The following is a 26,761-nucleotide window of genomic DNA, read 5'->3' as shown; positions in this document are numbered from 1 at the left end:
GTCCGCCACCGGATCGTGACCTGTTCGTGACGTACTACCAGAGGTCGTACGGCTGACTCCCAGGTTGACCCGGCACGATGCCCGACAGGGCCTCCGAACACCCCCGACGACCCCGGAAAGGCCCTCCCGAGGCACCGTTCTGATCCGCAATTCAGGTATGCCTCACCTACCTTCGAGCGAGTAGGGTGGGCGGAACGACCTCCGCACGGCCTCCCGACCGCCACCGCGAGAGCTTCACGACCCCGTCTACGACACGTTGTCGGCGGGGCGGTCGGCGAAGGTGCCGGGGGGTGGGGCATGATGGCGCCGTGGCGAGTGCACAGGCTGTCCAGAGCAGCACCCCGAGTCCTGCACACGGGTCGGTCAACCGACCCAACATGGTGTCCGTCGGCGTCATCGTGTGGCTGTCCAGCGAACTGATGTTCTTCGCCGGTCTCTTCGCGATGTACTTCACGATCCGCGCCGTCGTGCCGGACATGTGGACGGAGAACACCGAGCTCCTCAACGTCCCGTTCTCCACCGCGAACACGATCGTCCTGGTCGTGTCCTCGTTCTGGTGCCAGTTCGGGGTCTTCGCGGCCGAGCGCTTCCAGCCCCGCCGCCTCGGCTCGCTCTGGCAGGTCTCCAAGTGGGGCATGCAGGAGTGGTTCGTCCTCACCTACATCTTCGGCGCCATCTTCGTCGCCGGGCAGGTCTTCGAGTACGCCGAGCTGGCCCACGAGGGGCTGACCATCGCCGAGAACGCCTACGGCTCGGTCTTCATCCTCACCACGGGCTTCCACGGGATCCACGTCTTCGGCGGTCTGGTGGCCTTCCTGATGGTCATCGGCCGTTCCTACGCCTCCAAGCGCTTCGGCCACCAGGAGGCCACCAGCGCGATCGTCGTCAGCTACTACTGGCACTTCGTCGACGTCGTCTGGATCGGGCTCTTCACGGTCATCTACATCCTTCAGTAAGACCTTCGGCACGACCTTCCGCGGCCGTCGGCACCCCTCGCCCCCGCCGCCTCGTTTCGAGCACCTCCCGAGCCTTTCGACGGAAGCGAGCACCACCCCGTGACCAGGACTCTCACCGCACTCAGTGCCCGACGACGCCACCCCGCGGCCGTCGTCGTGCTGATCGCGCTGGCGCTCCTCCTCGTCGGAGGGCTGTACGCCGCCTTCGCGCCCCGCACGGCGCAGGCGACCACCTCGGCCGCGAGCGCGCAGGACATCGAGGAGGGCAAGAAACTCTTCCTCGCCAACTGCGCCTCCTGCCACGGGCTCAACGCCCAGGGCGCCCCGGTGATCGACGGGCAGAACGCCGGCCCCTCCCTCATCGGCGTCGGCGCCGCCTCGGTCGACTTCCAGGTCGGCACCGGCCGGATGCCGCTGGCCCAGTCCGGCGCCCAGGCCCCCGAGGTCGACAAGGTCCGCTTCTCCCAGGAGCAGATCGACCTGATGGCCGCCTACATCGCCTCGCTGGCGCCCGGCCCGGCCATCCCCGACGAGGAACTGACCGACGTGTCCGGGGTGGGCGACGAGGAGATCGCTCGCGGGGCCGCGATCTTCCGGACCAACTGCGCCATGTGCCACAACTCCTCGGGCAAGGGCGGGGCCCTGACCGCCGGGAAGTACGCGCCGGACCTGACCGGGACCAGCCCGAAGCACATCATCGAGGCCATGCAGACCGGGCCGCAGTCGATGCCGGTCTTCAACGACAACACCATCAGCCCCGAGGACAAGCGCGCGATCGCCGCCTGGCTGAGCCGTGACGACGTCCGTCCCGACCCGGGCGGGTTGACCCTCGGTGCGGTGGGCCCGGTGACCGAGGGTCTGTTCGCCTGGATGGCCGGCATCGGGCTGCTGATCGGCTGCGCCGTCTGGCTGGGGATGAAGTCCTCGTGACCCCCCGCCCCCACCTCTTCGGAACGGCCCTCCGGGTCGTCCCCACCGCCACGGAACTTCGCACGAACGGGCAGGCAGCATGAGCGAGATCGAGCGCAGAGGCGACGCGCACGGGCCGGGCACGGCCCTCGCCCCGGGCCAGAGCGACGCCCTGCCCGAGAAGTTCGAGAACCCCGGTCTGCCGGCGCACCGGCACCGCATGGGCGACACCGACCCCAAGGCCGCCAAGCGCGCCGAGCGGCAGGTCGCCACCATGCTCGTGCTCTCGATGATCGGCTCCGTGCTGATCATCGTGGCCTACGTCGGCATCCAGTACGACGGCAGCTTCGAGCGGATCAGCCTCTCCACCAAGGCCATCGGCCTGGCGATGTTCCTCTCGCTGTTCTGCCTGGGCATCGGCGCGGTCCACTGGGCCAAGACCCTCATGCCCGACGACGAGCGGATCGACTACCGCCACCGTCAGCGCGGCACCGAGGCCGAGCGCGCCGAGGCCGTCGCCATCCTCAAGGAGGGCGCCGACGAGGCCGGGCTGGGTCGGCGGCCGCTGATCCGCAACACGCTGATCGGGGCCTTCGCCCTGTTCCCGATCCCGGCGGTCTTCTTCTTCCGCGACACCGGCCCCCTGCCCGGGAACAAGCTCTCGACCACGCTGTGGGAAGAGGGCATGCACCTGGTCAAGGACCCGGAGGGGGGCCGCATCCGCGCCGCCGACGTGTCCCTCGGTTCGATCGTCCACGTCCTCCCCGAGGCCATCGGTGAGCTCGAGGAGATCGAGGAGGCCGGCAGCACGGTCCTCAACGAGAAGGCCAAGGCCGCCGTCGTGCTGATCCGCCTCCAGGAGGACCGGATCACGCAGAAGTCCGCGGACTGGGGGGTCGACGGCATCGTCGCCTACTCCAAGATCTGCACGCACATGGGCTGCCCCGTGGCCCTCTACGAGCAGCAGACCCACCACCTGCTGTGCCCCTGCCACCAGTCGACCTTCGACCTCACGCAGGACTGCAAGGTGATCTTCGGCCCCGCCAAACGTCCCCTCCCTCAACTGCCGATCGTGGTGGACGATGAGGGGTACCTGATGGCGGAACGCGGCTTCGACGAAGCCGTCGGCCCGAGTTTCTGGGAGCGTGGATGAGCACCACAGTCGACAAGGCGGCGGCCGGCGTCGGGAACTTCGCCGACGACACCGCCGGGGCGAGCAAGATCGTCAACGGCTTCGCCCGCAAGATCTTCCCCGACCACTGGTCGTTCATGCTGGGTGAGATCACGCTGTACAGCTTCGTGATCCTCCTGGCCACCGGGACGTTCCTGACGTTCTTCTACGAGCCGAGCGCGGCCGAGACCACCTACACGGGGATCTACGCACCGCTGACCGGCCAGCACGTCTCCGAGGCGTACAACTCCTCGCTGCGGCTGTCCTTCGACATCCGTGGCGGTCTGCTCATGCGGCAGATCCACCACTGGGCCGCGCTGATCTTCGTCGCCGCGACCGTGGTCCACATGGCCCGCGTGTTCTTCACCGGTGCCTTCCGCAAGCCGCGCGAGATCAACTGGGTCATCGGCTCGCTGCTCGCGATCCTGGCGGTCTTCGAGGGCTTCACCGGCTACTCGCTGCCCGACGACCTGCTGTCCGGCACGGGTATCCGCATCGCCCAGGCGATCATCCTCGCGGTCCCGGTCGTGGGCTCCTACATCTCGTTCTTCCTCTTCGGGGGCGAGTTCCCGGGCCTGGACTTCATCCCGCGCTTCTTCACCATCCACGTGCTGCTGCTGCCCGCGATCATGCTCGCCCTGATCGTCGTGCACCTCATGCTCGTGGTCATCCACAAGCACACGCAGTACCCCGGCCCGGGTCGCACCGAGGACAACGTCGTCGGCTTCCCGCTCTACCCGGTGTACATGGCGAAGGCCGGCGGGTTCTTCTTCATCGTCTTCGGGGTCATCGCCCTGATCTCGTCGCTCTTCACCATCAACGCGATCTGGGTCTACGGCGCCTACGACCCCTCCCCCGTGACCGCGGGCTCGCAGCCCGACTGGTACATGGGCTGGCTCGACGGTGCGGTGCGTCTGTTCCCGGGGTGGTTCGAGTTCACGGCCTTCGGGTTCACGTTCTCGATGAACATCTTCCTGCCGACCACCGGGACGATCCTGCTGACGATGGCGGCGCTCGTCCTCTACCCGTGGATCGAGCAGGCCGCGACGGGTGACCGTCGCGAGCACCACCTGCTGGACCGTCCGCGCAACCAGCCGACCCGGACCGCGCTCGGGGTCATGGCGCTGACGTTCTACATCCTGCTGTGGATCTCGGGCGGGAACGACGTCATCGCGCACATGATGGGGCTGTCGATCAACGACATCACCCGCACCCTGCGCATCGGGGTCTTCCTGATCCCGGCCCTGGCCTTCGTGGTCACCAAGCGCATCTGCCTCGGCCTGCAGCGCAAGGACCGCGAGAAGGTGCTGCACGGCCGTGAGACGGGCCGCATCGTGCGCCTGCCGCACGGTGAGTTCATCGAGGTCCACGCCCCCCTGTCGGACTTCGAGCGCTGGAACCTTGTCCAGCACGACTCGCTCCGTCCGATGGAGATCGAGGACCGCACGGACGCCGGCAACCCCGACACCCTGTGGGGCAAGCTCCAGCGCCGCCTCTCGAAGTTCTACTTCGAGGACCGCATCGAGCCGGTGACCCCGGCCGAGCTGGCCGCCGCCCACCACCACGGTGAGCACGACGCCATCGAGGGCGCGGAGCACGCGAGCGTCGAGGACAAGAAGAACCCCGCGCTCGGGACCAGCCAGACGCTCCACGGCTGACCGACCGCACGCACGAAGGGCCCCGGGCTTCCCGCCCGGGGCCCTTCGTCGTCGGCCTTCCGGTGTCGACGTCCGGTGCCGACGTCAGGTGTCGACGTCAGGTCGCGCCCCCTAGCTGCCAGGCGTCGACGATCACCACGGGGACGTCGTCCGCTGACGGTCATTCAGCCGCCGCGGGCGTCCCGCACTCGGCCAGGTGGTCGGCGATGTCGTCGCCCGCGCGCTGCCGGACGCCCCCGACGAACGTGCAGTCCTCCGGCACCACGAGGGCTCCCGCCACCCCGGCCGTCGCCAGGGGATCCCCGTCACGGTGCGGCGCGGCGAGCACCAGCGGACCCTCACGGGTCCACGGTCGCCGGTCCGGCCCGGTCGGCCCGTCGGTCGTCGGGGACGACCCGGAGTCCGGGGGCGACGCCGGGGAGACGTCCGCTCCCATCGCGTCCGAGGATGCGCCGACGCACCCGGTCAGCGCCAGGGCGGCGGCGAGGAGGAACGGAGCTCGCAGGACGGGTGCCGGTCGGGTCATGGGGCTCCGACGCCGACGCCGGGCGGACGGTTCCCACCCACTCCTCCGTGATCAAGGAATCCCTGGGGTCCCCGGTCCTGGACCACTCCTCGGTCACGCCGAAGTGAGGGCGACGAGCACCCCAGCGGACGCGAACGGGCCCCGGGGGTCGTCCCCCGGGGCCCGGTCCGTCCGACGTCGGTCGGGCGGTGGCTCGCACCGTCCACGTCGGGTCAGAAGCGCGTCACCAGGTCGGTGACCAGCAGCGCCAGGAACAGCGCCGAGGCCGCCCCGAGCAGCCCGTTGGACACCCAGCCGGACCGTCCCTCCTTGGCGATGCGCTTGGAGTTCAGCAGCAGCATCAGCGTGATGGCCAGGAAGGGCATGAACACCGAGCCGAGGACCCCGTAGACGAGGGTCAGCCCGAACGGCTTGTCCAGGAACAGCAGGACCATCGGGGGGAAGGTCAGCCAGAGCAGGTAGCCGCGGAACCAACGACTCTTCTCCACGGCGACCTCGACCACCTCCTTCTCGGTGCGCTCGGCGGCCTCGGCGGCGGACTCCGCGTGCCGACCGTGCGGGAGACGGACGGTGCGGGTCCAGTCGGCGAAGAGCAGGCTGACGCCGTTCCACACCCCGAGCAGCGAGGACGAGGTGACCGCCAGGAAGCCGGCGAGGAAGAGGATGCGGGCCCACTCGCCGTACTGCTCGCCCAGCGCCGTGCCCAGCACCAGCAGCCCCGAGTCGGAGGCGGTGAGGTCCTGCCCGAGCAGCATCGCCGAGCCGACGATGAGCATGGCCACCACGAAGATGCCGGTCATCACGTAGCCGACCGCGTTGTCCAACCGCATCATCGAGAGCCAGCCGGTGCCCCGCCAGCCCTTGGCGAACATCCAGTAGCCGTAGGCGGCCATGGTGATCGTGCCGCCGACGCCGCCGACCAGGCCGAGCACGTAGACCGTGGACCCGTCCGGCAGGCGGGGGACGAGACCGCTGGTGATGTCACCGAGGCTCGGCATGACCAGGACGGCGATCGAGACCACCGAGACGAACTTCAGCAGCACCAGGACCGTCATGAACTTCTCGAACACGTGGTAGCGCTGCGCCCAGACCAGGGCGAGCCCCACGACCCCGGCGATCATCGCCCAGTACCGGACCGGCAGGCCGCCGAACAGGGCGTTCAGGGGCAGGCCGACCGCCGACATCGCGGTCGCCCCGTACACGAAGCCCCAGATGATGATGTAGCCGCCGAAGAACGTGGTCGCCCAGCGACCCAGCCGGCGCCACCCGTCGAGCAGGGTGGTTCCCGAGGCCAGGTGCCACCGGCCCACGCCCTCCCCCAGGGCGAGCTTGAGGATCGTCCCCAGCACCGCGGCCCAGAGCAGGACCGTCCCGAACCGCGCCCCGGCGATCATGGTGGCGACCAGGTCGCCGGCCCCCACCCCCGTGGCGGCGGCGAGCAGGCCCGGTCCGAGCTGCTTGACCTTGGGGCCGAGCTTGCCCGCGGGCGGTGGGGTGAGCTCGCTGCCCCGGTTCTCGGAGATCGACGTCGTCGTCATGTCCGCTCCTCGTCGTGCGAATCGTGGTCGGTGCACCGCAACGGTGCGACCCGCACGACGTTACGGACGTCACACCCCGACCCCGGGATTCTTGAGGTTCCCTTAGGACGATCGTCGGAGATCAGCCGTGCCGACGGCGGTAGGCGGCCGCGGCCCCCGGGTGCAGGGTCGCCGAGCCGACCGCCACGAGCGAGGGCTGGTCGAGGAACTGCGTCCCCAGCGCGGTCGAGGGGACGAGGTCGCCGGCGTCGTCGAGGAGCACGTCCACGACCTGCGCGGCCGTCGCGTCGGGGAGGTCGGCTCGGGCCAGGAGCAGGTTGGACACCCCGACGGTGCTGAGGCGTCCCTCGGTGCCGTAGGCGCCGACCGGGACGCGCACGGTCCGGTACACCTCGCCCCAGCGTTCCCGCAGCGCCACCGCCTCCTCCCCCAGGTCCAGCAGCCGCAGACCGGCGCCCACCTCGGTCAGCGCCGGGGTGGGCACCCCGCCGGAGAACAGCACCCCGTCGACCTGTCCGCCCACCAGCGCGGCGACGGCGTCGCGCAGCGGCAGACTGACCCGCTCGACCCGCACCCCGGTCAGGTCGAGCAACCGCGCCGCGGTGAGCGCCGCCCCGGACCCGACGTTGCCCACCGACACCGGACGACCGGTCAGGTCGGCGAGGCGGGTGGCCCGGTCACCGGCGCGGACCACGAGCTGCAGGTAGTTCTGGTAGACGCGACCCAGGGCCAGGAGGCCCGTCGCCTCCGGGGCCGCCGCCACGTCGGCCAGCGCCAGCCCGACCTGGGCCGTCCCGGCGCGGACCCGCGACACGTTGTCGACGCTGCCCCCGGTGCTGAGCTCCTCGGTCGGCCGCCCGGCCGAGCGCAACGCGCTCGCCAGCAGCCGGCCGAACTCGGCGTAGAACCCGCCCGGCTCCCCGGCCGCGAGCCGCAACGGCTCCGCCCGGGTTCCGCAGCCGGCCACCGGTCCCAGCACGGTCAGGAGAGCCGCCGCCGTCCCGGCACGGAGGCACACGCGCCGTCCCGGCCCCGGCCCCTCTCCCGCGCGGGTCACGGATGCTTCCCCGGGAGCACCGCCACGGCCAGCAACCCCCCACGCCCCGACGTCTCCAGGCGCAGCTCCCCACCGCGGCCGCGCACGAGCCGGTCGGCGATGGCCAGACCCAGCCCCGTCCCCCCGCGCCCGCTCCAGAACCGCCGCCGCGCGGCCTCGCGCTGCTGCGGCGGGATCCCCGGACCGTCGTCGTCGACCGACAGCAGCACGACCGTCGCCCGGTCCGCCCCGGCGTCGGCCACCGAACCGGCCACGGAGTCCACCACGGAATGCACCACGCTGACCCGGACCTCCGACCCCGGACCCGCGTACCGGATCGCGTTGTCCAGCAGCACGTCGAGGACCTGGGCGAGTTCCCCGGGCGGCCACGGGACCTCGCCCGTCGTCCCGGCGCTCTCCGACGTCGCGGCACCGTCCGACACCCCGTCGCCGTCCGTCGACCCCGGGCCCAGGATCCTGACCCGGGCCGCCCGGGCGGCGGGCGCCCAGGCCGCGACCTGCTGCTGGGCGACCTCGGAGGGGTCGCAGCGGTCCCCGGTGTCCGCGGGGCCGACGGAGGCCAGCGCCGAGGCCTCCGCCGCGGCCAGGCCGAGCGTCCCGTCGAGGATCCCGGTCAGCCGGTCCACCTCGACCAGGGCACCCTCGTAGGCCGCCCGCCCCGGTCCGGTGACGTGCGGGTCCAACGCGTCCACCCGCAGCTGCAGGGCGGCCAGCGGGTTGCGGATCTGGTGGGAGGCGTCGGCGACGAGGTGCCGTTGCCGCTCGGCGGTCTCGCCGACCGTCTCGGCCATGGTGAGGAAGGACCGCTCGAGCTCCCGCAGCTCCCGCGGTCCGGTCTCCCGTCCGAGTCGGACGCCCCGGCCGGCCATGACGTCGGCCACCCCCGCCGCGAGCTCCCGGACGGGCCGGAGCAACCAACGGGCCAGCAGCAGCGCGAGGACCGCGGCGAGCAGCGAGGCGAGCAGCGCGCCGGCGGCGACCAAGGACCAGGCGCGGGTGATGTCGGCGGCGGCCAGGGTGGGGTCGGCCCGCAGGACGACGGCCCCGTCGGCGTCGGCCCCGGTGCCGACCGGACGCCAGAGCAGCACGGCGTCGTGCGACCACGGTCGCAGCCCCGCGGGCGGGGCCGGCGGCTGGTTGCGCAGGGCGGCGTCGACCGCGGCGGCGGTCCGCGGGTCCCCGAGCGGTTCGGCCCCGAACCCCGCGGCGGCCCGGACGCGCCCCTGCCCGTCGACCACGACCACGGCCTCCCCGTAGAGGTCGTGGTGGCGGCGGACGTCCTCGGACAGCGTGCCCCCCGCCGCCTCGTCGGGGTCGGCGGCCGTCGCGGCCAGGCGGTCGAGGTCCCCGGAGCGGACCAGCAGGAACTGCGCGGTCCGGGCCGCGGCGCTGCTGGCGGCCAGCGGCACCGCGAAGGCGGCGACCGCGAGCACGCTGAGCACGGTCAGGACGAGCAGCAGCCGCCGGCGCACCGCCTACTCCCCCAGCCGCAGGCCGACCCCGCGCACCGTGACGAGCAACCCCGGCCGGTCGAGCTTGCCCCGCAGGCCGGTCAGGTGGACGTCGAGGGACCGCGAGGCGCCCAGGTGGGCGTCGCCCCACACCTCGTCGAGGATCAGCTGCCGGGGCACGACGACCCCGGTCCGCCGGGCCAGCACCGCCAGGATCTCGAACTCCTTGCGGGTCAGCTCGACGGTCTCGCCGCCCACCAGCACCCGGTGGGCGGCGAGGTCGATCTCGAGGTCGCCCACCACCACGGGACCGACCTCCTCGGCCCCCTCCTCCGCCCCCGGGCCGGTCCTTCCGGCACCGACCCCGGCCCGGGCGGCGACCACGTCGATGCGGGCCAGCAGCTCGCGCAGCCGGACGGGTTTGACCAGGTAGTCGTCGGCCCCCAGGTGCAGGGCCCGGACCACGTCGCGCTCGGCGGAGCGCGCGGTCATCACCAGGACGGGGGTGCGCGAGCGGTGCCGCAGCTCCCGCAGCAGCACCAGTCCGTCCCCGTCGGGCAGGCCCAGGTCGAGCAGGACGAGGTCGACGTCGCCCAGGACCCCCCGGGCCTCGGAGATCCCCGCCACCCGCAGGACGGCGTGGCCGTAGGTGCGCAGGGCGTCGACGACGGCCCCCGCCACCCCGTCGTCGTCCTCGACGACGAGGACCTTCATGCGGTCACACCCACCGGATCACTGTGCCCTACCGGTGTTCAGGAGGGCAGGGCGGACCCGCCCTTCCAGTCCGCGAAGCTCTCGTTCCAGACGTCGAAGCCGTTGCCCGCCTCGATGGCCCGGTCCGAACCCGAGTAGGTGACCACGTCACCGACCTTGGAGTGCGCGAACATCCACTGCGCGTCGGCGGTCGACATGCCCGTGCAGCCGTGCGAGACGTTGGCCCGCCCCTGCGACCCCACCGACCAGGGCGCGGCGTGCAGGAACTCCCCCGAGTTGGTCAACCGCATCGCGTACTTCACGGCCACGTTGTAGTAGTTCGGGTCGTCCTTGCTGACGCCGGTCGTCTCGGCGTCCATCTGCCGGCTCTTCTCCAGGCTCATGATGACCTTGGTGCCGCTGCGGGTGACGTAACGACCGCCGGACCCGGACTGGCCCAGGGTCACCGGGATCGTCCGGAGGACCGTCCCGTCCTCGGTGACGGTGAGGGTGTGGGCGGCGATGTCGACGTGGCTGACCATCGCCGACCCCACCGTGAAGTCGATGTCGCGGGTCGTGCCCCACACGCCGGGCGAGACCTCGACCGAGCCGAGGTCGAGGTCGACGTGGACCTTGGTGTGCGCGGGCCAGTAGTTCTCGGGCCGGAACTCGACCTTGGTGGCGGACTGCCAGCTCCAGGCCCCGACGACGCCCTGCGGGTCGGTGCTGACGCGCAGCTGCTCCTCCACGGCGGCCCGCCGGTCCTCCGCCACGGGCTCGTCCAGCGTGACGATGATCGGCATGCCGACGCCGACCGTGGACCCGGACAGCGGGGCCACGGCGGGGAAGGCGGTCGTGGCCGGGGTCAGGGTGGCGACCTCGGCGTCGCGCGTCGCCGAGGCGCCGGCCGCGTTGCGGGCCACGGCGTGCACGGCGTAGCGGGTCGCGGGGGCCAACGGATCGGTGCTGGTCCAGCGCTGCCCGCCCTCGCCGAGGGCGCCGGCGACCGGGGCACCCTCCGGGGTGGTGACGGCGACCTCGGTCAACGCCCCACCGGCGGCGGTGACGACGAGCGGCTGGTCGGGGCGCACACTGCCGGCGACCTCGGTGCCCTCGACCGTGATGACGGCCGGGGCGGCGCTGGCGGTCGCGGCCGGGGCCGCGGTCCCCGCCGCGGTGCCGGGCTGGCACCCGCTCAGACCGACCACGAGCGCGAGGCCGACGACCCCCGCGCCGACGAGACGCGTCCCCCCGTACCGCTGCGAACGGGCCCTGCTGCTGCTCACGACACTTCCCCCCGGCTTGCTGCTGACGTCCACCCCCGATCGTGACGGCTCCGGGGGCTCGGTAGGTGGACGTCGCGCGGCATCCTCGCGTTGCACACCAGATGTGCGCAGTCCGCGAAGGATTCCGGCGGCGTCGTCACCTCCTCCATCGACCACGACGACGACGACCGCAGTCCCGGAGGACTGCGGTCGTCGTGGTCGTGCGTGCGGTGGGTCTCAGTGGGCGTGCTCACCGCGGTAGTACTCGAAGACCCACCCGACGATCATCGGGATCGTGATCACGACGCCGATGATCCAGAGCCACCAACCGACGGCCACCCCGAAGAAGGCGATCGCCGCGCCGAGGGCGAGGTAGAGCGGCCACCAGCTGTACGGGGAGAAGAACCCCTGCTCGCCGGCGCCCTGGGTGATCTCCCCGCGGGGGTCGTCCTCCGGACGCTCGTCGATCCGGCGGGCGGTGACGGCCAGGTAGGCGCCGACCAGGATCGCGAGGCCACCGGTGAGCAGCAGCGCGATGAAGCCGACCAGCTCCTGCCACTCGGTGAGCAGCGCGTAGATGAACGCCACCGGGACGAAGAAGAGGATGCCCCCGGAGAACAGCCAGGTTTCGGACTTCATGGCTCAGTGCTCCTTGGTGCGCGTCGTGCCGGCGTCCTCGCGGTCCGCCTCGCCGAAGACGTGGTCCAGCAGGTTCTTGTCCTGCGTCTTGCTCTCGGCGGCCGCGACCTCGGGGTGGTGCAGGTCGAAGGCGGGACGCTCGGAGCGGATGCGCGGCAGGGTCGTGAAGTTGTGCCGCGGCGGCGGGCAGGACGTCGCCCATTCCAACGAGGCTCCGTAGCCCCACGGGTCGTCCACGGTGACCTTCTCGCCGAAGCGCGCCGTCTTGTAGACGTTCCAGAGGAACGGGATGAACGAGGCACCGAGGACGAACGAACCGATCGTCGAGATCTCGTTCATCGTCGTGAAGCCCTCGTCGGGCAGGTAGTCGGCGTAACGACGCGGCATGCCCGCCGCACCCAGCCAGTGCTGGATGAGGAACGTCGCGTGGAAGCCGAAGAACATCAGCCAGAAGTGGATCTTGCCCAGCCGCTCGTCGAGCATCTTGCCGGTGAACTTGGGCCACCAGAAGTAGAAGCCGGCGAACATCGCGAACACCACGGTGCCGAAGACCACGTAGTGGAAGTGGGCGACGACGAAGTAGGAGTCCGAGAGCTGGAAGTCCAGCGGCGGCGCGGAGAGGATGACGCCGGTCAGACCGCCGAAGAGGAAGGTGACCAGGAAGCCGACCGCCCACAGCAGCGGGGTGTCGAACGTCAACGACCCGCGCCACATGGTGCCGATCCAGTTGAAGAACTTTACGCCGGTCGGCACCGCGATGAGCATGGTCATGAACGCGAAGAACGGCAGCAGGACCTTGCCGGTCACGTACATGTGGTGCGCCCACACGGTCACCGAGAGCCCGGCGATCGAGATGGTGGCGAAGACCAGGCCCTTGTAGCCGAAGACCGGCTTGCGGCTGAACACCGGGAAGATCTCGGTCACGATGCCGAAGAACGGCAGGGCGATGATGTAGACCTCGGGGTGGCCGAAGAACCAGAACAGGTGCTGCCACAGGATCGGCCCGCCGTTGGCGGCCTCGAACACGTGGGCGCCCAGGACGCGGTCGGCCCCGAGGGCCAGCAGCGCGGCGGCCAGCACCGGGAAGGCCATCAGCACCAGGACGCTGGTGATGAGGACGTTCCAGGTGAAGATCGGCATCCGGAACATGGTCATGCCCGGCGCGCGCATGCAGATGATCGTGGTGATGAAGTTGACCGCCCCGAGGATGGTCCCGAACCCACCGAGGGCCAGACCCATCACCCAGAGGTTCCCGCCGAGACCCGGCGAGTGCACGACGTCGGACAGCGGCGCGTACGCGAACCACCCGAAGCTCGCGGCCCCCTCGGGGGTGAGGAACCCGGCGGCGGCGATGAGGCCGCCGAAGAGGAAGAGCCAGTAGGCGAACATGTTCAGCCGCGGGAACGCCACGTCGGGCGCACCGATCTGCAGCGGCATGATCGCGTTCGCGAACGCGGCGAACAGCGGCGTCGCGAACAGCAGCAGCATCACCGTGCCGTGCATGGTGAACGCCTGGTTGTACTCGTTCTTGGTGTTGAAGATCTGCATCCCGGGCTCGAACAGCTCGGCGCGGATGAGCAACGCCATGACGCCGCCGGCCAGGAACCAGACGAACGAGGTGATGAAGTACAGGTTGCCGATGACCTTGTGGTCGGTGGTCGAGAGCCAGTTGGCGATGACCCGGCCCCGGCTGAGCGGGGTGGCCACCCCCATCGGCTGACGGCTCGTCGCGACCCGCGGGCTGAAGCCCGGGGACTGCGGGTTGTCGGTGGACATCAGTTCCCTCCCCCCTGGCTGGCGTCGACACCGAGGTCGGCGTCGGCGTCGGTGTCGCCCTGGTGCTCGCGCTCGATCGCCCCGGCGAGGCCGGTGGGCAGTCCGCCGGTCTGACCGCGGGCGGCCAGCTCCTGCAGGTGCTGCTGGTACTCCGCCTGCGACACGACCTCGACGTTGAACAACATCTCGGAGTGGTACTCGCCGCACAGCTCCGCGCACTTGCCCTGGAAGGTGCCTTCCTTGGTGGGCGTGATGACGAAGGAGCTCGGGTCTCCCGGGATCATGTCCATCTTGAACAGGAACGCCGGGATCCAGAACGAGTGGATGACGTCGCGGCTGAAGATCTGGAAGCGGACGGTCTCGTCCACGGGCAGGTACAGCGTGGGGAGGTTCTCCTCCACGCCCGGCTGACCCGAGAGGTCGGCCTGGCGGCCCGTGTCGTAGACGAGCGGGGTCCGCTGGTCGGTGTCGAGGTAGTTGAAGTCCCACGACCACTTCTTGCCGACGATCTGCACCGTCACGTCGGTCGGCTCGTCGCGGTCGATGATCGCGGCCTGGTCGCGGGCGGTGTAGTAGAAGAGCACCCCGACCATCATGACCGGGACGATCGTGTAGAGGATCTCGATCGGCATGTTGTACCGGACCTGCGGCGGCAACTCCGGGTCGCCCTTGCGGCGCCGGTAGGCGATGACGACCCAGATCGTCAGCCCCCACACCAGCAGGCCCGTCGCCAGGGCGGCGATCCAGGACCCGTTCCACAGGTTCTGCATGCGTTGCGTCATGTCGGTGGCGCCGACGCTGACGTCCGGGAGGAAGCCGTTTCGCAGGCTCGCTTCCGGGAATTCTGCGCTCGCGCAGCTGCTCAGCAGCAGCGTCGTCGCGCCGAGGAGCGCACCACTCACCAGCGCTCTAGCTCGCGTGCCCAAGGTCGGCCTTCCCACGGTTCCTCTGCTGCCCGGACTCCTGCGCCTGCGCACGGAAGGCTCACCGCCCGTGCACGCAATCGTCCCGTCGGGAGGAGACTACCCCCCGTCGTAGGTCGCGGAGGGGCCGGGGCGCGCCGAGAACCGCTCGGGCACAGGCAGCGCCCGGGCTGCTCCCAGCAGTCGCAGGTAGCGTGCGCGGGGCACCTCCCGCACGCCGAGGGTCTCGAGGTGGTCGGTGGCCCACTGCACGTCGATCAACCGCCCCGGGATCGCGTCGCCGTGCATGATCCGGGCCAGTCCGACCACGGCCGCCTTGGAGGCGTCGGTCACGCGGTGGAACTTGGACTCGGCGGCGAACAGGCCGCCGATGCTGACCCCGTAGAGACCGCCGGCGAGCTCCCCGTCGGCCCACACCTCGACCGAGCGGGCCCAGCCGAGCTCGTGCAGGCGCAGGTAGGCGGCCGCGAAGCGGTCGGTGATCCAGGCGCCGCTGCGGCGGGGGTCGGCGCAGCCGGCGACCACGTCGGCGAAGGCCGTGTCCGTCGTGATCGTGAAGCCCCGCATCGAGCGGCGCAGCGACCGGGAGACGTGCACGTCCGCGGGGTGCAGCACCCCCCGCCGGGCGGGGCACCACCACCCGAGCGGGTCGGAGCCGCCCGACCCCGTCCCCATGGGGAACAACCCGAGCGCGTAGGCCTCCAGCAGCGTGGACGGGCTCAGGTCGCCGCCGCAGGCCAGCAGGTCCGGGTCGTCGGGGTCGAGGCCGACCAGGAGCGCGGAGAGGTCGAACCGGGACGGACCCACCTCGGCCCGGGGGCGAGCCCTGCCTCGGTCGGACCCGGCCCCGGGACCGGCCCCGGACGCGACGACCCCCGCACCGTGGGGTGCGGGGGTCGTCACGGGAACCGCTGACCCGGCCGCGGCGCGCGCGCCGTCCGGGTCGGAGGGCTCAGGAGAAGGAGTCGCCACAGGCGCAGGAGCTGCCCGCGTTGGGGTTGTCGATCGTGAACCCCTGCTTCTCGATGGTGTCGGCGAAGTCGATGGTGGCGCCGTCCAGGTAGGGGGCGCTCATCTTGTCGACGACGACCTCGACGCCGGTGAAGTCGCGCACGGCGTCACCGTCGAGCTCGCGCTCGTCGAAGTAGAGCTGGTAGATGAGGCCGGAGCAGCCGCCGGGCTGCACCGCGATCCGCAGGCGGAGGTCGTCGCGACCCTCCTGCTCCAGCAGCGTGCGCACCTTGGTCGCGGCGACCTCGGTGAGCTCCACCCCGTGGGCCTGGGCGGTCGTCTCCGCGGACGCGGCGTCGGTGGCCGGGGCGGTGGTGGGGGTGCTCATGGACATCGTCTCCGGTTCGCTCGGGTACCTCCCCCACGAGGGGCGAGGCTGGCCTGTCGAGGCGTCCAACCACCGGGCGGGCCCGGGTGTTCCCGGGACGGTCCCGCGGGGTGCCGTCGGCCGAGGACCAGGTTACGACGTCCGCGGCCCCGTCCGAGGCGGGTCGGGAACGGGATCCCCCGCGGCCAGACCCTCCAGGAGCAGCACCTCGCCCAGGCACACCCGGGCGAAGTCGGCCAGGTGCAGGGACTCGTCGGCCCCGTGGGCGCGGGAGTCCGGGTCCTCGACCCCGGTCACCAGGATGGCGGCGCCGGGGTAGACCGCGGCCAGGTCGGCCACGAACGGGATGGACCCGCCCATGCCGGTCTCGACCACCTCGGCCCCGAACGCCGCGGCGAAGGCCCGGCGGGCGACGTCGTGGGCGGCCGAGGACGTGTCGGCGGAGAACGGCCGCCCCTCCTCCCCCGGGACGACCTGCACCCGCGCCCCGAACGGGGCGTGGGCGAGCAGGTGCTCGTGCAGCGCCCGGGCGGCCTCGGCCGGGTCCTGGCCCGGGGCCACGCGCAGGCTGAGCTTGGCCCGGGCCGAGGGCAGCAACGTGTTCGAGGCCCGGTCCACCGGGGTCGCGTCCAGACCGACGACCGCGAGCGCCGGTCGGGTCCACAGCCGGTCGGCCAGGCTGCCCGTCCCGGCCAGCCGGACCCCGTCGAGCACACCGGCGTCGGTGCGGAACGTCGCCTCGTCCAGCCCCGGGTCGGTCGCGGTCCCCCGGTGCAGCCCGGCGACCGCGACGTCGCCCGCCTCGTCGTGCAGGGTCGCGAGCAGGCGGCAGAGCAGGGTGAGGGCGTCGAGCACCGGGCCACCGTTGATGCCGGAGTGCACCGCGTGCGAGAGCACGTCGAGACGCACCTCGCAGTCGACGAGACCCCGCAGCGTGGTGGTCAGGGCGGGCACGCCCACGGCGAAGTTGGCGGAGTCGGCGACGACGATCACGTCGGCGGCGAGGTCGTCGCGGAACGTCTGCAGGAAGGTGCCGAACGAGGGCGAGCCGACCTCCTCCTCCCCCTCGACGAAGACGGTGACCCCGACGCCGTCGTCGTCCGACCAGCGCGGCAGCAGGGTGCGCAGGGCGGCCACGTGGGCCATGACGCCCGCCTTGTCGTCGGCGGCGCCACGGCCGAACAGCCGGCCGTCGCGCTCGGTGGGCTCGAAGGGCGGGCTGGCCCAGTCCGCGTCGTCCCCGGGCGGCTGCACGTCGTGGTGGGCGTAGAGCAGGACGGTCGGGCGTCCTTCCGGTGCCGGGCGCCGGGCCAGCACCGCGGGGGCCCCGGGTCGACCGTCGGGTCCGGGGACGCGCACGACGCGCACCGAGGGCAGCCCGGCCCCGCGCAGGAGGTCGGCGACCGCCTCCGCGGAGGCCTCGACGTGGGCCTGGTCGAAGGCGGCGGCGGACACGCTCGGGATGCGGACGAGGGCCTCCAGGTCGGCCCGCACCCCGGGCGCGACCGCCTCGGCGGCGGCCCGCAGCTCGGCCACGAGCGCAGGGTCCGGGTCGCTCCTCGGGCCGCCCGGGGCGCTCGTCGGGGCGGTGGGGACGTCGGGCTCGGCCATGCCGGCCACCGTAGGCGACGTGCTCGCGGGGGCCCGGGCACCCCGACCGGGCCGCGACCGGGCCGCGACCGGGCCGCGACCGGGCCCGCGCCGGGGCCGGTCGCGACGGCGGCTGTCGTACCCTGAGCGGCGTGTTCGGGCGAAGCAAGAGCGAGAAGAAGGCCGCCGACGCGGCCACCCCCGCGGTCAACCTGACCAAGGAGGGCGGCAAGGGGCGGCCGACCCCCAAGCGCAGCGTGGCCCAGGCCCGCAACGTGCGCCCGCTCGTCCCGGCCGACCGCAAGCTCGCCCAGAAGGCTTCGCGGGAGCAGGCGCGCGCCGAGCGGATGAAGGTGCAGCAGGCCCTGCTCACGGGCGACGAGCGGCACCTCCCGCTGCGCGACCGCGGCCCGCAGAAGCGGCACGTGCGCGACGTCGTGGACGCCCGCCGCAACGTCGGGGAGTACTTCCTGATCGTGGCGGCGGCCTCGCTGCTGCTCTCCATCGTGGTCACCCCGCTGAACTCCCGCGAGGTGGTCGCCGGGACCACGCTGCTGATCTACGGGATGCTCGCGGTCGTCATCATCGACTCGATCCTGCTGGGCCGGAAGATCAAGCGTTCGGTGACCGAACGGTTCGGGACCCCCGAGCGCGGGGTCGTCGGGTACGGCGTGACCCGGGCGTTGCAGATCCGCCGCCTGCGCCGCCCCGTGCCCATGATCAAGCGCGGGGACGCCCCCCGCTGATCCGCGGGTCCGCCCGGGACGCGTGCCGGGGTGGAGCTGCCCCTCGCCGGTCGCGGTCGTAGGTTGCCGCCATGGAACACCGCCACCTCGGCTCCTCCGGTCTCAAGGTCTCCGAGATCACCTACGGCAACTGGCTGACGCACGGCTCGCAGGTCGAGAACGACGCCGCCGTCGCCTGCGTGCACGCCGCGCTGGACGCGGGGATCACGACCTTCGACACCGCCGACGTCTACGCCAACACCGCGGCCGAGTCGGTCCTCGGTCGGGCGCTGAAGGGCCAGCGCCGCGAGAGCCTGGAGATCCTGACCAAGGTCTACTTCCCCACCGGCCCCAAGGGCCCGAACGACACCGGGTTGTCCCGCAAGCACATCCTGGAGTCCATCGACGGTTCGCTGCGCCGGCTCGGGACCGACCACGTCGACGTGTACCAGGCCCACCGCTACGACACCGAGACCCCGCTGACCGAGACGATGCAGGCCTTCGCCGACGTGGTGCGGGCCGGCAAGGCGTTCTACGTCGGGGTCAGCGAGTGGACCGCCGAGCAGCTGCGCGAGGGCCACGCCCTGGCCCGCGAGCTCGGGTTCCAGCTGGTCTCCAACCAGCCGCAGTACTCCGCGCTGTGGCGGGTGATCGAGTCCGAGGTCGTGCCCACGTCCGAGGAGCTCGGCATCGGTCAGATCGTGTTCTCCCCCGTCGCCCAGGGGGTCCTGACCGGCAAGTACACCCCGGGCGGGGAGCTGCCCGCCGGGTCGCGCGCACGGGACGAGAAGGGCGGCAAGACGATGATCAGCCGGTGGATGCGCGACGACGTGCTCGTCGCCGTTCAGGGGCTGCGACCGGTGGCCGACGACCACGGCCTGAGCCTGTCGCAGCTCGCGCTGGCCTGGGTCCTGCAGAACCGCAACGTGTCCTCGGCGATCATCGGCGCCTCCCGCCCCGAGCAGGTCGTGGAGAACGTCAAGGCCTCGGGGGTCACCCTGCCGCCGGAGACCCTGCAGCGCATCGACGAGGTGCTGGCCGGGGTGGCCGAGCGGGACCCCGGCAAGACCGCCGAGAACGCGCCCAAGGCCCGTCTCGTCTGACGTCCCGCCCGTCTGCGGCGGGGCCCGGTCCGCGGGCCCCGCTCAGTCGGCCGGGTGCAGGCTGAGCGGGGGCCCCACCGGTCGGCCGTCACCGTGCAGGTGGGCGTGCTCCACGCCGTGGCGGCGCAGCTCGCGCCACCGCTGCCCGATCCACACCTCGGCGTCGGAGCGGGAGGGGAAGCCGCCCGTCGTGGGCGGGCCGGTGTCCGGCACGCTCTCCACCGCGCGTCCCTCGGTGTCGGTGTAGGTCCACGTCCACTGCTCGACCCGGCTCATCGGGCCACCGTAGAAGACCCCGGCCCCGGTGCCTCGCCCGCGGGGGTCGGGGCGTCCTGACGTCGGCGGGCGTCCACGAGGGCCAGGACGAGCGCGAGGACCACGCAGCCGACCGAGACCCGCAGCCCGGCCGAGAGCGCCTCGCCGTACACGGCCGCCCCGCGCCCGCCCCCGACGCCCGCGAAGAAGACGCTGGTCACGGCGGCGACCCCGACGGCCGTCCCGATGCGCTGCCCGGTCTGCAGGACCCCGCCCGCGACCCCGGCCACCCGACGCGGCACCTCGGCCAGCGCCAGGGTCTGGTTCGGCGAGATGGTCAGACCGCTGCCCGCCCCCGCCACGGCGAGGACCGCGCCGAGCAGGACCGCCGGCAGCCAGGTGGGGGCGTCGGCGGGGACGGTCGCGGCGACGACGTCGGCCCCCACGAGACCGACGAGGGTGAGCACCAGCCCGACGACGACGATCCGGCGGCCCCGGGTGGAGACCCGCCGGCCCCCGATCTGGGCCGTGACCGCCGAGGCCAGCGCGAAGGGGGTGAGCACGAGACCGGCCTGCAACGGGGGCAGCCCGAGCCCGGTCTGCACGTAGAGCGTCGTGACCAGGAAGATGCCGGTGAAGCCGGCGAAGTAGGCGATCCCGACCGCCGCGCCCAGGCTGAACGAGGCCGTCCGCACGAGGTCGCCGGAGACCACCGGCTCGCGGCCGCGACGGGCGTCGTGGCGTTCCCAGAGCACGAAAGCGGCCATGAGCAGCGCCGCCACGGGCAGCAGCGCCCACCGCCAGGCGGGGGCCCCGCCCCCGGACCCCTCGGTCAGGACGAAGGGCAGCATCGCCACGGTCACCGCGGCGGCCAGCAGCAGCAGCCCGACGACGTCGAGGTGGACCCGCCCGGACGCGCTGCGGTGCCGCGGGCCGGCCGGCTGGGCGGCACCCGTGGGACCGGTCCCGGCGGCCGCCTCGCGCGGACCGGCCGCGGTCGGACGCGGGAGCCAGCGCCAGGCGAGCGGGAACAGCACGAGCCCGATGGGGACGTTCACGAGGAAGACCCCGCGCCAGCCGTGCTCCTCGCCGAAGACGAGCAGGATGAGTCCGCCGAGCAGCGGCCCGACCGCGGTCGAGATTCCGACGGTCGTCCCGAACGCCCCGAAGGCCCGGGCCCGTTCGGCCCCGCTGAACAGCTGCTGCAGCAGGCCGAGCACCTGGGGGTTGAGGATGCCGGCCGCCGCCCCCTGGATCAGCCGGACGACGGCGAGCGCCGTGCCCGACTCGACGAGGCCGGCGACCGCGCTGGTGACGGTGAAGGCGACCAGGCCGACGAGGAACAAGGTGCGTCGGGAGAACACGTCGCCGAGACGGCCCGAAGGCACCAGGAACAGGCCGAAGGCCAGGGCGTAGCCGGCCACGATCCATTGCAGCTCACCGGCGGAGGCGCCCAGCGAGCGCTGCATGCTGGGCAGGGCGACGTTCACGATGGACACGTCGAGCAGGGTCATGAACCCGGCGGCCAGGCAGACCCCGAGGGCCCGCCAGCGCTGCGGGTCGTCGGCGGCGTTCAGGCCGGGTCCGTCTCGCGGCGGCTGCGCTGGGCGGCGACGCCTTCCAGGACCCGCCGCGGCCAGGCCGGGCCCTCGTAGATGAAGGCGGTGTAGGCCTGGACCAGGGACGCGCCCGCGTCGAGCCGTTCCTGCACGTCGGCGGCCGTCTCGACCCCGCCGGCGCTGATCAGCACCAGGCGCGAGCCGACCCGCTCGGCCAGGCGGCGCAGCACCGCGAGCGAGCGGGCCTTGAGCGGGGCCCCGGACAACCCCCCGCCGCCGGCGGCGTCGACCTCGGCCGAGGAGCTGCGCAGGCCCTCGCGCGAGATGGTCGTGTTGGTGGCGACGATGCCGTCCAGCCCCTCCTCGAGGGCGAGGTCGGCGACCGCGTCCACGTCGGCGTCGCCGAGGTCGGGGGCGATCTTGACCAGCAGCGGGACCCGGCGCGGCGAGCTCTCGTCGGCGGCCTCCCGCACCGCGCGCAGGACGGGGCGCAGCTTCTCCACGGCCTGCAGGTCGCGCAGCCCGGGGGTGTTCGGGGAGGAGACGTTGATGACCAGGTAGTCGGCGTAGGGGGCCAGCAACCGCGCCGAGGTGGCGTAGTCGGCCGCGGCGTCCGCCTCGGCGACCACCTTGCTCTTGCCGATGTTGACGCCGATGGGGACCAGGTTCGGCGGGGGGGCCGCGCGCAGCTGCCGCAACCGCCCGGCGACCTCCTCGGCCCCGCGGTTGTTGAAGCCCATGCGGTTGACGACCGCCCGGTCGGCGGTGAGCCGCTGCAACCGCGGCCGGGGGTTGCCCGGCTGCGGGAGGGCCGTCACCGTCCCGATCTCGACGAAGGTGAACCCGAGGTTGCCCAGGGCCTCCACCCCGGTCCCGTTCTTGTCGAAGCCGGCGGCGAGTCCGAGGGGTCCGGCCAGGTCCATCCCCAGCACGCGGGTGCGCAACCGGTCGTCCTGCGGTATGAAGACGCGCCGGATCGCGGAGTTGGCCAGGGGGACCCGCGCCGAGGCCTTGATGGCCGAGAACGCCCAGGTGTGCGCCGTCTCCGCGTCGATGCGCGTGAACACGTGTCGGTACAGCGAGCGGTACAGCACAGGCGACTTCCTCACCCCCGGGGATCGTGACGATCGGAGGCTAGCTTGCAGGTCGGGGCGGGTGCGCGCGCGGGGAGGGCGGGCCACCCCGCTCCCCCCTTCCCTCCCGTGATCAAGGAATCCATTCCTTGATCACGGAGGGGTGGGGGATGCGGGGTCAGGCGAGGCGGACGGTCGTCCCCTCGGCGGCGGCCCGGCGGGCGGCGTCCAGGACGCGCATCGAGGCGATCGCCTCGCCCGGCTCGACCGGGAGCGGCCCTCGGCCGCGCACCGCCCGCGCGACGGCGGCGTAGAACCGGGGCCAGGCCCCGGCCTCGCTCGGGACGGGCAGCGCCGGGCCCGACCCGACCGCGACCCGCGCGAAGTGGTGCGGGGGTTCGACGCCCCAGGCCGCGCCGTCGGCGCGGGGGGTGCGACCCGCGAGCAGGGCCGCCTCCTGGGAGTCCATCGGCGCGTCCAGCACGAAGCTCCCCCGGGTCCCGGTGACCCGGAAGCGAGGCGCCGGCTGGGCCTGCTTCCAGGATCCGGAGAGCTCGGAGCGGACCCCGTTCACGTGGGTCAGCTGCAGGCGGACGTCGTCCTCGGGCGCGTCGGGACCCGCGGCCCGCGACCGGGTCTGCGCGGCGACGGTGGCGACCGGCCCGAACAGGTGCAGCGCCTGGTCGACCAGGTGCGAGCCGAAGTCCCGCAGCAGCCCGGCCCCGGCCGCGGGCGGCTCGGAGTCCGCCCAGCGTTCGAAGGCCGACTCGAAGCGGACGACCTCGCCCAGCGTCCCCTCCTGGAGCACCCGGCGCAGGGTCAGCAGGTCGGAGTCGAAGCGACGGTTCTGGTAGACGCTCAGCAGGACGTCGCGCTCGGCGGCGAGCGCGACGGTGGCCTCGGCGGCGGCCGCGTCGAGCGCGAACGGCTTGTCGCAGACGGTGGCGAGACCGAGGCGCAGCGCCCGGTCGGTCAGCTCGGTGTGGGTCGCGGCCGGGGTGGAGATCGCGACCGCCTCGACGCCGAGGTCGGCCAGCTCCTCCAGCTCGGCGACGGTGCGCACGCCGTGCTCGGCGCGGGCCAGCGCGGCCCGCTCAGGGTTGCCGGTCACGACCGCCACGAGGTCGCAGCCGTCCGCCCCGCTGATGATCGGGGCGTGGAAGAACCGCCCGCCCCCGCCGTAGCCGACGAGGGCGAAACGGACCGGTGGGAAGGGTTCGGCGAGGTCGGTGGGCACGGCGTCGTGGGTCACGCGGCGACCCTAGGGCACGCCTGCGCGGTCCCCGGCGTCAGATCTCGCAGGACGCGGGTGGGGCCTCCTCGCCCAGCCGACCGTCGGAGAGGATCAGCCGGGAGCGGATGAGGAAGCGCACCCCGTCGGGGGCCTCGAGGGAGAACCCCGCCCCGCGTCCGGGCACGAGATCGATGGTCAGGTGGGTGTGCGACCACAGGCGGAACTGCTCCTTCGACATCCACACCGGGACGCGGAAGACCTCGGTGGAACCGTCCTCGGTCGAACCCTCCTCGACGGCGACCTCGAGGTCGCCGAGGAACTCGTCGGCGTCGGAGGTCAGGAAGTCCCCGGCCGCGAAGCACATCGGCGAGGACCCGTCGCAGCACCCGCCGGACTGGTGGAACATGAGTTCGCCGTGCCGCGCCCGGAGGCGGCGCAGCTGCTGCGCCGCCTCCGGGGTCACCGCGACCCGCTGGACGTCGGCCGGGGAGGTCACGAGTTGTTCCCGCTCACGTCCAGCACGATACGCCCGTCCACCTTCCCGTGGTGGAGCCGCTCGAAGACGTCGTTGACCGCGTCCAGGGGTTCGACGGCCACGGTCGGGTGGATCTTCCCCTGGGCGTAGAAGGCCAGGGACTCGGCCAGATCCTCGCGCGTGCCGACGATCGAACCGCGGATGGTCAGCCCCTTCAGCACGATGTCGAAGATGGGTGCCGGGAAGTCCCCGGGCGGCAGTCCGTTGAACACGATGGTGGCCCCGCGCCGGGCGACGCCGAGGGCCTGCCCGAACGCCGCCGGGTGGACCGCGGTGACCAGGACCCCGTGGGTGCCGCCGACCTGGCGCCGGATCTCCGCGGCGGGGTCGACCTCCCGCGCGTTCACGGTGACCTCGGCCCCGTGCCGGCGGGCCAGGTCGAGTTTCGCGTCGTCGACGTCGACCGCGGCGACGTGCATCCCCATCGCCACCGCGTACTGCACGGCGACGTGGCCCAGCCCGCCGATCCCGGAGATGGTCACCCACTGCCCCGGGCGCACCTCGGTCTGCTTGAGCGCCTTGTAGACGGTCACCCCGGCGCAGAGCACCGGGGCGACGGCCACCGGGTCGGCCCCGTCGGGGATCCGGGCGGCGAACCGGGTGTCCACCAGCATGTACTCGGCGAAACTCCCGTTCACCGAGTACCCACCGTTGGTCTGCTGCTCGCACAGCGTCTCCCAGCCGGTGTTGCAGTAGCTGCAGTGCCCGCAGGCCGACCAGAGCCAGGCGTTGCCCACCCGGTCGCCGACCCGCAGGTCCTCGACGCCGTCGCCGAGCGCGACCACCTGCCCGAACCCCTCGTGCCCGGGAACGAACGGCGGGGACGGTTTCACCGGCCAGTCCCCCTGGGCGGCGTGCAGGTCGGTGTGGCAGACGCCGGTCGTCTCCACCCGGACGAGGGCCTGGCCCCGGCCCGGCTCGGGCACGGGCAGCTCCAGCAGTTCCAGCGGCCGGCCGAACGCGGTGACCACGGCGGCCCGCATGGTGCTCGGCACCGGGGTGGAGGTCGACGCCGCGGGGGTGGTCGCGACGGCGGGGTCGAGGGTAATCTGGGCGTTCACGGGATTCTCCTTGTCTCGGCGTCGGCCTCGCCGCCGGCGCCGGTCGGGGTTTGCTCGTGCGGAACGGTTCGGTGCAGATCGGACCCTCGGGCCGGGGAGTTGCCGCTCCCCGGCCCGACGCGTGCGCGGGCACCGCCGTCCGGCCCGGGCGGACCCGGGGCCGGACGGGGTGCGACCGGTCAGAAGAAGCCGAGCTTCGACGTCGCGTAGCTCACCAGCAGGTTCTTGGTCTGCTGGTAGTGGTCGAGCATCATCCGGTGGTTCTCGCGGCCGATGCCGGAGGACTTGTACCCGCCGAACGCGGCGTGCGCGGGGTAGGCGTGGTAGTTGTTCGTCCACACCCGCCCGGCCTGGATCCCGCGCCCCATCCGGTAGGCCAGGTGGATGTCGCGGCTCCACACACCGGCCCCGAGGCCGTACAGCGTGTCGTTGGCGATCTTGAGGGCGTCGTCCGGGTCGTCGAACCGGGTCACCGAGACCACGGGGCCGAAGATCTCCTCCTGGAAGATCCGCATCGAGTTGTCACCCTCGAAGATGGTCGGGGTCACGTAGTACCCGCCGGAGAGTTCCCCACCCAGGTCGGCCCGCTCACCCCCGGTGACGATCTTCGCGCCCTCCTGCTTCCCGATGTCGATGTAGGAGAGGATCTTCTCGAGCTGGTCGTTGCTGGCCTGGGCGCCGATCATCGTGTCGGTGTCCAGCGGGTTGCCCTGCTTGACCGCCTGCGTCCGCGCGGTCGCGTCGTGCAGGAAGTCGTCGTAGATCGTGGACTGGATGAGCGCGCGCGAGGGGCAGGTGCAGACCTCGCCCTGGTTCAGCGCGAACATGGTGAACCCCTCGAGGGCCTTGTCGTAGAACTCGTCACGGCGGCTCGCGACGTCCTCGAAGAAGATGTTCGGGCTCTTGCCGCCGAGTTCCAGGGTGACCGGGATGAGGTTCTGGCTCGCGTACTGCATGATCAGCCGACCGGTGGTGGTCTCCCCGGTGAAGGCGATCTTGCGGATGCGCGGGGAGGACGCCAACGGCTTGCCGGCCTCGGCGCCGAACCCGTTGACGACGTTGACGACCCCGGGCGGCAGCAGGTCGCCGATGAGTTCCATGAGGACCAGGATCGAGGCCGGGGTCTGCTCGGCGGGTTTGAGCACGACCGCGTTGCCCGCCGCCAGGGCCGGGGCGAGCTTCCAGATCGCCATGAGCAGCGGGAAGTTCCAGGGGATGATCTGCCCGACCACGCCCAGCGGTTCGTGGAAGTGGTAGGCGACCGTGTCGTCGTCGATCTGGGAGATGCCGCCCTCCTGGGCGCGCACCACCCCGGCGAAGTAGCGCAGGTGGTCCACCACCAGGGGGAGGTCTGCGGCGAGGGTCTCGCGGACCGGTTTGCCGTTGTCCCAGGTCTCGGCGACCGCGAGCTTCTCGAGGTTCTGCTCGATGCGGTCGGCGATGCGGTTCAGCACGAGGGCCCGTTCGCCCACCGACGTCCGACCCCAGGCCGGCGCCGCGGCGTGCGCGGCGTCGAGGGCGCGGTCGATGTCGGCGGCGGTCCCCCGGGCCACCTCGGTGAACACCTCCCCGGTGACCGGGGTGCGGTTCTCGAAGTACTCCCCACCGGCCGGCGGGACCCATTCCCCGCCGATCCAGTGCTCGTACCGTTCGGCGTACGTCGCCGGGCTTCCGTCTCGGCCAGGGGCCGCGTAGAGCGCCACGGAACAACCTCCACTTCGAGGG

Annotated in this window: 25 protein-coding genes; 6 read left to right on the top strand and 19 right to left on the bottom strand. The window is 72.4% G+C overall.

What is annotated here, in order from left to right:
* The first annotated feature begins 308 nt into the window (after positions 1-308).
* The 4 genes from ctaE (at position 309) to qcrB (ending at position 4,694) form a co-directional block, all read left to right on the top strand.
* On the top strand, positions 309-956 hold the full coding sequence (ctaE, locus tag ACFFKU_RS11340) for an aa3-type cytochrome oxidase subunit III (protein ID WP_432499588.1): 648 nt from the start codon (positions 309-311) through the stop codon (positions 954-956).
* A 99-nt stretch (positions 957-1,055) separates the two neighbouring features.
* Positions 1,056-1,886, top strand: a complete 831-nt coding sequence (gene qcrC, locus ACFFKU_RS11335; RefSeq protein WP_380137950.1) for a cytochrome bc1 complex diheme cytochrome c subunit — start codon at positions 1,056-1,058, stop codon at positions 1,884-1,886.
* A 79-nt stretch (positions 1,887-1,965) separates the two neighbouring features.
* Positions 1,966-3,018, top strand: coding sequence for a cytochrome bc1 complex Rieske iron-sulfur subunit (qcrA, locus tag ACFFKU_RS11330; RefSeq protein ID WP_380137949.1), 1,053 nt, complete (start codon positions 1,966-1,968; stop codon positions 3,016-3,018).
* Positions 3,015-4,694, top strand: a complete 1,680-nt coding sequence (gene qcrB / locus ACFFKU_RS11325; protein ID WP_380137946.1) for a cytochrome bc1 complex cytochrome b subunit — start codon at positions 3,015-3,017, stop codon at positions 4,692-4,694. The genes qcrA and qcrB overlap by 4 nt, the downstream gene beginning before the upstream one ends.
* A 160-nt stretch (positions 4,695-4,854) precedes the next feature.
* Here the strand turns inward: qcrB and ACFFKU_RS11320 are convergent, their stop codons facing one another.
* The 12 genes from ACFFKU_RS11320 to ACFFKU_RS11265 all read right to left on the bottom strand — a co-directional run bounded on the left by ACFFKU_RS11320 (position 4,855) and on the right by ACFFKU_RS11265 (position 17,512).
* Entirely contained in the window at positions 4,855-5,022 is a 168-nt protein-coding gene (locus ACFFKU_RS11320; RefSeq protein ID WP_380137945.1) for a hypothetical protein, read from the bottom strand.
* A gap of 410 nt (positions 5,023-5,432) precedes the next feature.
* On the bottom strand, positions 5,433-6,758 hold the full coding sequence (locus tag ACFFKU_RS11315; protein ID WP_380137943.1) for an Nramp family divalent metal transporter: 1,326 nt from the start codon (positions 6,756-6,758) through the stop codon (positions 5,433-5,435).
* Positions 6,759-6,879: 121 nt separating this feature from the next.
* A complete protein-coding gene (locus ACFFKU_RS11310; RefSeq protein ID WP_380137941.1) occupies positions 6,880-7,776 on the bottom strand; it encodes a TAXI family TRAP transporter solute-binding subunit in 897 nt (298 codons plus the stop codon).
* Between the two features lie 35 nt (positions 7,777-7,811).
* Positions 7,812-9,287 carry a sensor histidine kinase gene (locus ACFFKU_RS11305; protein ID WP_380137939.1) on the bottom strand — a complete coding sequence of 492 codons (1,476 nt, stop codon included), beginning with the start codon at positions 9,285-9,287 and terminating at the stop codon, positions 7,812-7,814.
* Positions 9,288-9,290: 3 nt separating this feature from the next.
* Entirely contained in the window at positions 9,291-9,980 is a 690-nt protein-coding gene (locus ACFFKU_RS11300; protein ID WP_380137937.1) for a response regulator transcription factor, read from the bottom strand.
* 38 nt (positions 9,981-10,018) lie between these two features.
* Positions 10,019-11,245: a L,D-transpeptidase gene (locus ACFFKU_RS11295; protein ID WP_380137935.1), complete on the bottom strand. Its 1,227-nt coding sequence runs from the start codon at positions 11,243-11,245 to the stop codon at positions 10,019-10,021.
* Positions 11,246-11,461: 216 nt separating this feature from the next.
* Positions 11,462-11,863, bottom strand: coding sequence for a cytochrome c oxidase subunit 4 (locus ACFFKU_RS11290; protein WP_380137934.1), 402 nt, complete (start codon positions 11,861-11,863; stop codon positions 11,462-11,464).
* A 3-nt stretch (positions 11,864-11,866) separates the two neighbouring features.
* The gene (ctaD, locus tag ACFFKU_RS11285; protein WP_432499594.1) at positions 11,867-13,639 is read right to left on the bottom strand and encodes an aa3-type cytochrome oxidase subunit I; all 1,773 of its coding nucleotides are present in this window, start codon (positions 13,637-13,639) and stop codon (positions 11,867-11,869) included.
* Positions 13,639-14,541 (bottom strand): aa3-type cytochrome oxidase subunit II, encoded by a 903-nt coding sequence (ctaC, locus tag ACFFKU_RS11280; protein ID WP_380137933.1) that lies wholly within the window; start codon positions 14,539-14,541, stop codon positions 13,639-13,641. Before ctaC ends, ctaD begins: the two co-directional genes overlap by 1 nt.
* 120 nt (positions 14,542-14,661) lie before the next feature.
* Positions 14,662-15,369 (bottom strand): leucyl/phenylalanyl-tRNA--protein transferase, encoded by a 708-nt coding sequence (gene aat, locus ACFFKU_RS11275; protein ID WP_380137931.1) that lies wholly within the window; start codon positions 15,367-15,369, stop codon positions 14,662-14,664.
* A 145-nt stretch (positions 15,370-15,514) separates the two neighbouring features.
* Positions 15,515-15,901 (bottom strand): HesB/IscA family protein, encoded by a 387-nt coding sequence (locus tag ACFFKU_RS11270; protein ID WP_380137929.1) that lies wholly within the window; start codon positions 15,899-15,901, stop codon positions 15,515-15,517.
* A 132-nt stretch (positions 15,902-16,033) separates the two neighbouring features.
* Entirely contained in the window at positions 16,034-17,512 is a 1,479-nt protein-coding gene (locus ACFFKU_RS11265) for a dipeptidase (protein ID WP_380137927.1), read from the bottom strand.
* 131 nt (positions 17,513-17,643) lie between these two features.
* Here ACFFKU_RS11265 and ACFFKU_RS11260 point away from each other — a divergent pair, with 131 nt between their 5' ends.
* Entirely contained in the window at positions 17,644-18,237 is a 594-nt protein-coding gene (locus ACFFKU_RS11260) for a DUF3043 domain-containing protein (protein ID WP_380137926.1), read from the top strand.
* A 71-nt stretch (positions 18,238-18,308) separates the two neighbouring features.
* Positions 18,309-19,319 (top strand): aldo/keto reductase family protein, encoded by a 1,011-nt coding sequence (locus ACFFKU_RS11255; protein ID WP_380137925.1) that lies wholly within the window; start codon positions 18,309-18,311, stop codon positions 19,317-19,319.
* Positions 19,320-19,361: 42 nt separating this feature from the next.
* Here the strand turns inward: ACFFKU_RS11255 and ACFFKU_RS11250 are convergent, their stop codons facing one another.
* From ACFFKU_RS11250 to adh, 7 genes are all read right to left on the bottom strand, one after another.
* Complete coding sequence (locus ACFFKU_RS11250; protein ID WP_380137923.1) at positions 19,362-19,595, bottom strand: hypothetical protein; 234 nt, start codon at positions 19,593-19,595, stop codon at positions 19,362-19,364.
* On the bottom strand, positions 19,592-21,088 hold the full coding sequence (locus tag ACFFKU_RS11245; protein ID WP_380137922.1) for an MFS transporter: 1,497 nt from the start codon (positions 21,086-21,088) through the stop codon (positions 19,592-19,594). Before ACFFKU_RS11245 ends, ACFFKU_RS11250 begins: the two co-directional genes overlap by 4 nt.
* Positions 21,089-21,147: 59 nt before the next feature.
* Positions 21,148-22,242 (bottom strand): quinone-dependent dihydroorotate dehydrogenase, encoded by a 1,095-nt coding sequence (locus tag ACFFKU_RS11240; RefSeq protein ID WP_380137921.1) that lies wholly within the window; start codon positions 22,240-22,242, stop codon positions 21,148-21,150.
* Positions 22,243-22,384: 142 nt separating this feature from the next.
* Positions 22,385-23,458, bottom strand: coding sequence for a Gfo/Idh/MocA family protein (locus tag ACFFKU_RS11235; RefSeq protein WP_380137920.1), 1,074 nt, complete (start codon positions 23,456-23,458; stop codon positions 22,385-22,387).
* Between the two features lie 37 nt (positions 23,459-23,495).
* Positions 23,496-23,936 (bottom strand): DUF779 domain-containing protein, encoded by a 441-nt coding sequence (locus ACFFKU_RS11230; protein WP_380137919.1) that lies wholly within the window; start codon positions 23,934-23,936, stop codon positions 23,496-23,498.
* A complete protein-coding gene (adhP, locus tag ACFFKU_RS11225) occupies positions 23,933-24,958 on the bottom strand; it encodes an alcohol dehydrogenase AdhP (RefSeq protein ID WP_380138090.1) in 1,026 nt (341 codons plus the stop codon). The genes ACFFKU_RS11230 and adhP overlap by 4 nt, the downstream gene beginning before the upstream one ends.
* 257 nt (positions 24,959-25,215) lie before the next feature.
* Entirely contained in the window at positions 25,216-26,739 is a 1,524-nt protein-coding gene (gene adh / locus ACFFKU_RS11220) for an aldehyde dehydrogenase (protein ID WP_380137918.1), read from the bottom strand.
* Positions 26,740-26,761 lie beyond the last annotated feature (22 nt).

Source organism: Kineococcus gynurae (assembly GCF_042433995.1).
GTDB lineage: Bacteria > Actinomycetota > Actinomycetes > Actinomycetales > Kineococcaceae > Kineococcus > Kineococcus gynurae.
The sequence above is the reverse complement of the archived record's forward strand: the minus strand, read 5'-3'. Positions and strand labels throughout refer to the sequence as shown.

Bases quoted from the DNA above. Each gene is read 5' to 3' on its own strand.
- qcrA (WP_380137949.1), top strand. From the start codon at position 1,966: ATGAGCGAGATCGAGCGCAGAGGCGACGCGCACGGGCCGGGCACGGCC.
- qcrB (WP_380137946.1), top strand. From the start codon at position 3,015: ATGAGCACCACAGTCGACAAGGCGGCGGCCGGCGTCGGGAACTTCGCC.
- ACFFKU_RS11315 (WP_380137943.1), bottom strand. From the start codon at position 6,758: ATGACGACGACGTCGATCTCCGAGAACCGGGGCAGCGAGCTCACCCCA.
- ACFFKU_RS11300 (WP_380137937.1), bottom strand. From the start codon at position 9,980: ATGAAGGTCCTCGTCGTCGAGGACGACGACGGGGTGGCGGGGGCCGTC.
- ACFFKU_RS11290 (WP_380137934.1), bottom strand. From the start codon at position 11,863: ATGAAGTCCGAAACCTGGCTGTTCTCCGGGGGCATCCTCTTCTTCGTC.
- ctaD (WP_432499594.1), bottom strand. From the start codon at position 13,639: ATGTCCACCGACAACCCGCAGTCCCCGGGCTTCAGCCCGCGGGTCGCG.
- ACFFKU_RS11270 (WP_380137929.1), bottom strand. From the start codon at position 15,901: ATGAGCACCCCCACCACCGCCCCGGCCACCGACGCCGCGTCCGCGGAG.
- ACFFKU_RS11265 (WP_380137927.1), bottom strand. From the start codon at position 17,512: ATGGCCGAGCCCGACGTCCCCACCGCCCCGACGAGCGCCCCGGGCGGC.
- ACFFKU_RS11255 (WP_380137925.1), top strand. From the start codon at position 18,309: ATGGAACACCGCCACCTCGGCTCCTCCGGTCTCAAGGTCTCCGAGATC.
- ACFFKU_RS11250 (WP_380137923.1), bottom strand. From the start codon at position 19,595: ATGAGCCGGGTCGAGCAGTGGACGTGGACCTACACCGACACCGAGGGA.
- ACFFKU_RS11245 (WP_380137922.1), bottom strand. From the start codon at position 21,088: ATGACCCTGCTCGACGTGTCCATCGTGAACGTCGCCCTGCCCAGCATG.
- adhP (WP_380138090.1), bottom strand. From the start codon at position 24,958: ATGCGGGCCGCCGTGGTCACCGCGTTCGGCCGGCCGCTGGAACTGCTG.